The sequence below is a fragment of the Achromobacter sp. FW305-C-30-7 genome, from assembly GCF_058783105.1.
Genome location: NZ_JBYSYI010000010.1, coordinates 196,026 through 203,927, shown reverse-complemented (window position 1 = coordinate 203,927; position 7,902 = coordinate 196,026). Strand labels below are relative to the sequence as shown.

7 protein-coding genes are annotated in these 7,902 nt (G+C 69.6%); all 7 read left to right on the top strand.

Going from position 1 to position 7,902, the window contains the following annotated elements; genetic code table 11:
- Positions 1 to 571, top strand: a 571-nt coding sequence (locus tag AC3WOB_RS26875; protein ID WP_492276710.1) for a thiolase family protein, incomplete at its 5' end; no start/stop codon positions are given.
- Positions 572 to 613: 42 nt separating this feature from the next.
- On the top strand, positions 614 to 1,744 hold the full coding sequence (locus AC3WOB_RS26870) for a CaiB/BaiF CoA transferase family protein (protein ID WP_492276709.1): 1,131 nt from the start codon (positions 614 to 616) through the stop codon (positions 1,742 to 1,744).
- Positions 1,745 to 1,915: 171 nt separating this feature from the next.
- Positions 1,916 to 2,428, top strand: coding sequence for a sigma-70 family RNA polymerase sigma factor (locus tag AC3WOB_RS26865; RefSeq protein ID WP_492276708.1), 513 nt, complete (start codon positions 1,916 to 1,918; stop codon positions 2,426 to 2,428).
- Positions 2,425 to 3,381, top strand: coding sequence for a FecR domain-containing protein (locus AC3WOB_RS26860; protein WP_492276707.1), 957 nt, complete (start codon positions 2,425 to 2,427; stop codon positions 3,379 to 3,381). Before AC3WOB_RS26865 ends, AC3WOB_RS26860 begins: the two co-directional genes overlap by 4 nt.
- Before the next feature lie 86 nt (positions 3,382 to 3,467).
- Positions 3,468 to 5,960, top strand: coding sequence for a TonB-dependent siderophore receptor (locus AC3WOB_RS26855; RefSeq protein WP_492276706.1), 2,493 nt, complete (start codon positions 3,468 to 3,470; stop codon positions 5,958 to 5,960).
- A complete protein-coding gene (locus AC3WOB_RS26850; protein ID WP_492276705.1) occupies positions 5,957 to 6,229 on the top strand; it encodes an iron transporter in 273 nt (90 codons plus the stop codon). The genes AC3WOB_RS26855 and AC3WOB_RS26850 overlap by 4 nt, the downstream gene beginning before the upstream one ends.
- Entirely contained in the window at positions 6,226 to 7,737 is a 1,512-nt protein-coding gene (locus AC3WOB_RS26845; RefSeq protein WP_492276704.1) for a PepSY-associated TM helix domain-containing protein, read from the top strand. The genes AC3WOB_RS26850 and AC3WOB_RS26845 overlap by 4 nt, the downstream gene beginning before the upstream one ends.
- Positions 7,738 to 7,902 lie beyond the last annotated feature (165 nt).

Genomic DNA, 7,902 nt, shown 5'->3' with positions numbered 1-7,902 from the left:
GGCTCGCCGTGGCGAGCCCGCGGGCGCGCTCGTGGCCGACGACGAGACGCCGGGCCTGTGCGACGCGACGCGGCTGGCCAGCCTGAAACCGGTCTTCACCGCCGATGGCACGGTCACGGCCGGCAACGCTTCGTCGATTTCGGATGGCGCGGCCGCGCTGGCGCTGACGCGGCTGGGCCACGCGGAAACGCTGGGGCTGGCGCCGCGCGCGCGCATCGCCGGGCATGCCGCCGCCGCGCTGGCGCCGGGGCAATTCCCTGTCGCGCCGGTGCACGCCATCGCGCGCCTGCTCGACCGGGTGGGCTGGAGCCGCGATTCGGTGGACCTGTTCGAAGTCAACGAGGCCTTCGCTGTAGTCGCCCTGATCGCGCTGCGCGACCTCGGCCTGCCGGCCGAGCGGGTCAACGTCGAAGGGGGCGCCTGCGCGCTGGGACATCCGGTAGGCGCCACCGGCGCGCGCATCATTGTCACGCTCTTGCACTCGCTGGAGCGGCGCGGACTGCGCCGCGGGGTGGCCTGCCTGTGCCTGGGCGGGGGCGAAGCCACGGCCATCGCCATCGAATTGCTTTGATCCGGCGGCGCGTCCGCCGCCTAGACCTGGGAAGACGAACACATGGGACCACTGGCTGGAATCAGGATCATCGAATTGGCCGGCATCGGTCCGGGGCCGATGGCGGCCATGCTGCTGGCCGACATGGGCGCGACGGTCCTGCGGATCGAACGCAAGGAGCCCGCCGACCTGGGCGTCAAGCGCGAGCTGAAGTACAACCTGCTGCTGCGCAACCGGCGCTCGATCGCGTTGGACCTGAAAGACCCGCGCGCCGTGGCGCTGGTGCTGCGGCTGCTGCGCAAGGCCGATGGGCTGATAGAAGGATTCCGTCCCGGCGTGACCGAGAGGCTGGGCCTGGGGCCGCAAGCCTGCCTGGCCGCAAACCCCAGGCTGGTCTATGGCCGCATCACCGGCTGGGGCCAGGACGGGCCGCTGGCGCAAGTGGCCGGGCATGACATCAACTACATCGCCGTCACCGGCGTGCTGGACGCCATCGGCCGGGCCGGCCAGCCGCCCACGCCTCCGCTCGCGCTGGTGGGCGATTTCGGCGGCGGCGGCCCCTTTCTCGCATTGGGCATGCTGGCCGCCATCATCGAAGCGCGCCAGTCGGGCCAAGGCCAGGTGGTGGACGCCGCCGTGATGGACGGCGTGGCCTCCATGGCCACGGCCTTCTTCGGCCTGGCCGCGTCGGGGACATGGCAGCCCCAGCGGGGCAGCAACATCCTCGATTCGGGCGCGCCGTTCTATGACGTGTATGCATGCGCGGACGGCCTGTGGCTGTCGGTCGGCCCGATAGAGCGCCGCTTCCACGAACTGCTGCTGCGGCAGCTGGGCCTGGAAGACGATGCCATCCGCGACTTGGGGGACCATCAGGACAGGACCACCTGGCCCCGCCTGCGGAGGGTGCTGGCCGCGGCCTTCGCCCAGCGCCGCCGGGACGAATGGTGCGAGCGGCTGGCGCAGCTGGACGTGTGCGTGGCGCCCGTGCAAACGTTGGCGGACGCCGCCGGGCATCCCCAGGTCCGGGCGCGCGGCACCTTGCTGGAGGTGGACGGCATCACGCAGCCCGCCCCGGCGCCGCGTTTCAGCAGGACGCCCAACGCCAGGCCGACCGCGCCGCAGCCGCCGGATGCTGGAGCGCTGGAGGGTTGGCTGGATCCGGAGGACCTGGAGGCGTACGGCACAGCGCTTTGACGGCGGAGGGCAGCCGGACGCGAGTCGGGCTGTACCGGATCGGAGCCGGTTTCGCTCGACAGGCCGCGCCGGGCTGCAAGCCTGGGATCGGAACCGGCGCATTGCCGGTGCGCGGGTTTATGGCGATAATTGCGACTAATTCCTATTATCGAAATAGCCGCCCCCCTCGCCATGCCGCAACCCGAACCAACCGCCGTCGCCGTGCAGCGCATCTACGACGCGCATCACGGCTGGCTGTTCGGCTGGCTGCGCCGGCGGTTGGGCAATAGCGCCGATGCCGCCGACCTGGCCCAGGACACGTTCGTCGGGCTGTTGAGCAGCTACCGGCGGCGCGCCATGCCGGACTTGCAGGAGCCGCGCGCCTACCTGACCACCATCGCCAAACGTCTCATGGTCGATATGTACCGGCGCCACGCGCTGGAACAGGCCTACCTCGAGGCCCTGGCTGCCATGCCGGCGCGGCATGCGCCGTCGGAAGAGCAGCGGCTGATGGTGCTGCAGACGCTGCGGGAGGTGGATGCCTTGCTGGCGGCCTTGCCGGACAAGGCCCGCATCGCATTCCTGCTGTCGCAGCTCGACGGGCTGACGTATGAACAGATAGGCGCGGAGATGGGGGTGAGCGTGCGCACGGTCAAGCGCTACATGGCTGAAGCCTTCAAGCATTGCATCCTGGCGGCGCCATGACCACGGCAACCGACGCCATCGACCCGAAGATCGCGGGCGAAGCCGCGGATTGGCTGGTGCGGCTGCATTCGGGGCGCTTCTCCGAGGCGGACAAACTGGCTTGCGAGCGCTGGCGCCAGCGCAGCCCCGAGCACGACCGCGCCTGGACCCGGGCTCAGGCGATCCTGGCCAAGTTCGGCGGCTTGCCGCCGGGCCTGGGGCGGGCCGCCTTGAACGCGGACGCCACGCGGCGCGCCGGCCTGCGGACGCTGGCCGGCCTGATCGTGGCGCTGCCCGCCGGCTGGCTGGCATGGCGCACGGCGCCCAGGCAGAGCTGGACGGCGGACTACGCCACGGGCAGCGGCGAACGCCGGCAGTTCGAGTTGCCGGACGGCAGCGTGCTGGCGCTCAACACGGCGTCGGCGGTGGACCTGGATTACTCGGCGCAACAGCGTCTGGTGCTGCTGCGCGAAGGCGAAATCCTGCTGCGTTCGGCCCATGCCGTGCCGGCCGATCCGCGGCCGCTGCGGGTCCGCACCGCCGAAGGCAGCGTGCAGGCGCTGGGGACGTACTTCGGCGTGCGCCAGCTGGAGGCGCGCAGCCGGGTCGCGGTGATCGAGGGCCAAGTGCGGCTGCAGCCGCGAGCAGCTGCGGCGGGTGTCGTCCTGACTGCGGGGCAGTGCAGCGAGTTTTCGGAGCGCGAGGTCCTGGCGCCCCGCGCCTATGTGCATCCGCCCCAAGCCTGGCTCGATGGGGTGCTCTATGCGGACGACATGAGGCTGGCCGACTTCCTGCAAGAGCTGGCGCGCTATCGCCCCGGCCTGTTGCGCTGCGACCCGGCGGTGGCCGATCTGCGCATTTCCGGCGGCTTTCAGGTGGACGATACCGACGCGGTGCTGCTGGCGGTGTCGCGCAGCCTGCCGGTGCGGGTGGTTTCGCGCAGCCGCTACTGGGTGAGCGTGGTGCCGGCCTGACCGGGCCGCGCCGACTTTTGGCCCCTTTTCCGGGCTCGTCCGACAAGTCCATATAGCACCTTCGCTAGCACTCAGTCGGGATCAGCATGTTTTCAAGCAAGATCAACGCGGCCAGGCCATCTCGCCGTACGCGCCGCCGCGCGGCCGCAGGCGCGCTTTGCGCGGCCCTGGGGGCCGTGGCGCCGGCTATCCACGCGCAGCCGGCCGCCGCGGCGTCCAGCGCGGCCGCCCAGGCGCGGTTCGACATCCCGGCGGGTCCGCTGGGACCGGCGCTGTCGGCATTCGCCGGGATGGCGCGCATCAATCTCTCGTTCGATCCGGCCCTGGCCGAAGGCTGGCGCACGGCAGGGCTGCAAGGCGCCTGGACGGTCGAGGCGGGGCTGGCGAAGTTGCTGGCGGGCACGCCGCTGGCGGCGCGGCGCGATGGCGCCAACGTCTACACGCTCAGGCGGATTCCCGCGGAGCCGGCGGCGATGCTGCCGGCGGTGCGGGTGGAGGGGGCGCAGGAGTCGGCTTACGGACCGGTCGTCGGCATCGTGGCGCAGCGCAGCGCCACCGGCACCAAGACCGACACGCCCATCCTGGAAATTCCGCAGACGGTGAACGTGGTCACGCGCGACGAGATCACGATGCGCGGCGCACGCAGCATCGTCGAGGCGCTGGCCTACACGCCGGGCGCCTATTCTCCGGGCGGCAGCGCCGATCTGCGCTACGACAACATCTACCTGCGCGGCGGCCATGCAGCCCGCAACAACCTGGATGGCGCCCGGCTGCCTTTTGGCGCTTACAGCTTCGGCATGCTGCAGATCGAGCCCTACGGGCTGGAGCGGGTCGAGGTGCTGAAGGGGCCATCCTCGGTGCTGTATGGGCAGAACACGCCCGGCGGACTCATTAATATGGTGAGCAAGCTGCCCACGCAAACGCCCCTGCGCGAGATCGAGCTGCAGACCGGCAGCTACGGCCGGGCGCAGGCCGCCCTGGATCTGAGCGGCCCGATAGACCAGGAAGGGCAGTGGAGCTACCGCCTGGTCGCGTTGCAACGGGACGCGGCCCAGTCCGCCAACTACTCGGAAGAAGACCGGACTTTCGTGGCGCCGGCATTGACGTGGCGGCCGTCGGCAGCCACTTCGCTAACCTTGCTGGGCTTCTACCAGAAGGACCATCAGGTGCCCATCTACGGCAACCTGCCGGCCGCGGGTACGCTCTATTCCAATCCCAACGGCCGCATCCCCCGCGACCGCTATACCGGTGAGCCCGGCTGGGATACCTATGACCGGGAACAATACTCCGCCGGTTATCTGTTCTCGCACCAGTTCAACGACACCTGGACCGTGCGGCAGCAATTGCGCTACAGCCACATGCGGGGCGAGGCGCGCACCACCGTGGGCTATATGCTCAACCCGGTGGACATGCGCACCTGGTCGCGCTCGATGTCGCGCGGCCAGGGCACTGGCGCGACGCTGAACGTGGATACCCAGGCGGTCGCGCGCTTCAACACCGGCCAGGTCGGGCACGAGTTCCTGGCAGGTTTCGATTATCTGGACATGCGCGACACCTACAAGTTCGCCAACGTCATTGCCGGCGTGCCGCCGCTGGATCTCTACGATCCGGTTTACGGGCGGCCCAGGCCCGGCATCGCGGACCTGATACCCCGCGTCGATTCGCGCCAGCGCACCGAGCAGTCTGGCGTCTATGCACAGGATCAGATCTCGTACGGCAACTGGCTGCTGACGCTGGGCGGCCGCTACGACATGGCGCGCAGCACCACACGCAATCTGCTGACCTCTGGCAAGGTCTCGCAAAACGACTCGGCCTTCACCGGCAGGGCGGGCCTGACCTACATGCTGGAGAGCGGCCTGGCGCCTTACGTGGCGTACTCGACGTCGTTCGCGCCCACGGGCGGCACCGACTACCAGGGCAACCCGTTCCAGCCGACCAAGGGCCGGCAGATCGAGGCGGGACTGAAGTACCAGCCGCCGGGCAGCGACAGCATGGTGACCCTGTCGGCCTATCAACTGACGCAAACCAATGTGCTGACCACCGATACCACCCCAGGGCGTCCGCCGGGCTTCCAGCTCCAGGCGGGGGAGGTCCGCTCGCGCGGGATCGAACTGGAAGGCAAGGCCAGCCTGGCCCGCGGCTGGGACCTGATCGCCTCGTATTCCTACGTCGACGCGGTAGTGACCAAGAGCTCCAACGTCGACATCGTCGATGGCGCGCCGCAATCGCGCGAAGGCAAGAAGCAGTATTACGCGCCGGCGCACCAGGCTGCGGCATGGCTGGCCTACAAGGTGCAGGACGGGCCGCTGCAAGGCCTGGGCCTGGGGGCAGGGGTGCGCTACATCGGCGCGGACTGGGGCGACGCGGCGAACACCTTGCGCATTCCCGCGGTGACGCTGGTCGATGCCGCCCTATCCTACGACCTGGGCCAGATGCAGCCCGCCATGCGCGGCATGACGCTGTCGCTGAACGCCAGCAACCTGTTCGACCGCAGCTACGTGGGCACTTGCGTGACGACGACGTCGTGCACCTACGGCGCCGGGCGCTTGCTGCTGGCCACGCTCAGGTACGCGTGGTGAGGCCCCGCAGCAGCTGGCGCGGCGTGGCGGCGCGCATGGCCGCGGCCACCTTGGGCGCCTACGCGCTGGTGTGGGCAGCGGTTGCGGCGGCGGCCCGCCTGCCGCTGGCGCCTGCCGACGCCATACTCTATCCGGCCCTGGCCGCCATACCCGTGCAGGTGGCCCTCACGGTTTGGGCATTCGCGGCGCGCAGCCCGGGCCGGGTGTGGCTGGCCATTGTGGCGGGATGCATGGGCTCCTGGTTCTTTGCCTGGGGAGCGGCGGCATGAACGCGTATCCGGAAGGCAGCCTGCGCCAGCGCATGGCCTGGCTGCACACCTGGGTCGGCCTGCTGTTTGGCTGGCTGGCGTTTTCAATATTCCTGACCGGCGCGCTCAGCGTCTATGCGCCGGAGATCAGCCGCTGGATGAAGCCCGAGATTTCGGCCGCCGGCAAGGCCAGCCAGGCCCAGGCCCTGGGATTGGCGCAAGACTGGCTGGAGCGGAACGCCGGGGGCGCGGCGGCATGGCGGATCGAATTGCCGGATGCCCGCCGCCCCTTGCTGGCGCTGTCGTGGGAAGATGCAGACGGCGGCGGCGCCGTGATGCTAGATCCGGCCGGCGGGCGCGAGATCGTGCCGCGCGACACAGAGGGCGGCGATTTCCTGGTCGAGTTCCACTACAGCCTGCATGCGGGACAGGCCGGTATCTGGCTGGTCGGCGCCTGTACCCTGGCGCTGCTGGTCGCGCTGGTTTCCGGCGTCATCGTGCACCGGCGCTTTTTCGCGGATTTCTTCGTGTTCAGGCCGCGCGCCTCGCCGGGCCGCGCCTGGCTCGATGCGCACAACGTGCTGTCGGTGCTGCCGCTGCCGTTCCATTGCATGATCCTGTTCACCGCCTTGAGCACGCTGCTGCTGGGCTACTTGCCTGCAGGGGGGCAAAGCCGCTATGGCGGCGACGTGGCGGCGATGGTGGCCGAGGTGTTTCCGCAGCCGCCGGCCGCGCCGCGGCCAGGCGGCGCGACGGAGATGCTGCCGTTGAGCACGCTGGCCTTGCGCGCCGAGCCGGAATTGGGCGCGGGCAAGATCGCCGCGATCGGGATCAGGCAGCCCGGCACGCAAGGCGCGCTTGCGGATGTCTGGCGCCGCTACGACGATCGCCTGCTGGCGTTTCCCGACCGCGTGTCCGTGCTGGCGGCGAGCGGCGAGGTCGTCGACGTGCAAACAAGCTATCCCGGATCCTTGCAGCTGATCCGGACCCTGGGCGGACTGCACTATGGCTACTACGCCGCGCCCCTGTTGCGCGCGCTGTACTTCCTGCTGGCCTTGTCAGGCGCAGCCATGATCGCGACGGGACTGGTGCTGTACACGGCGCGGCCGGCGGCGGCCGCCTCCCGCTTCGGTCGGGCGGTGCACCGGCTGAATGTGGCGATGGTATGCGGCCCGGCATGCGCCTGCGCCGCCTATCTGCTGGCCAACCGCCTGGCGTGGCCCGCGTCGGAGGGCTTGCATGAGCGCGAGGTGGCGGCTTTCTTCCTGGCGTGGATCGCCTGCGGCGTGCACGCCTTGGCGCGCGACGAACGTCGCTTGTGGCCGGAGCAATGGGGGGCCGCGGCGCTGCTATGGCTGGCCGTGGCGCCGGTTGATCTGCTGACCATGGCCTCCGACGCCGGCCTGAGGACGGCCCTGGCGATGCCGCTGCATCATGCGGTCTGGGGCGCGAGCATCGCGGCCGCCTGCGTTTTCGCCTGCGTGGCGCATCGTTCCAGAACCAAGCCCATTTCAAGCCTTGGATCCTGAGGCTGGCGACCCACATTGCAGTTCTTTCCCAAGACCAATCCGCCTGGCCATGGCCTTGAGTGGACGGCATCGACTCGGCCTTGCCTTCCTGAATAGAATGGGCTTCCCGTTCCCCGTTCCGGAGTCGTCCCATGAACTTGCAGCTACGAATTTTTTCGTTTTTTG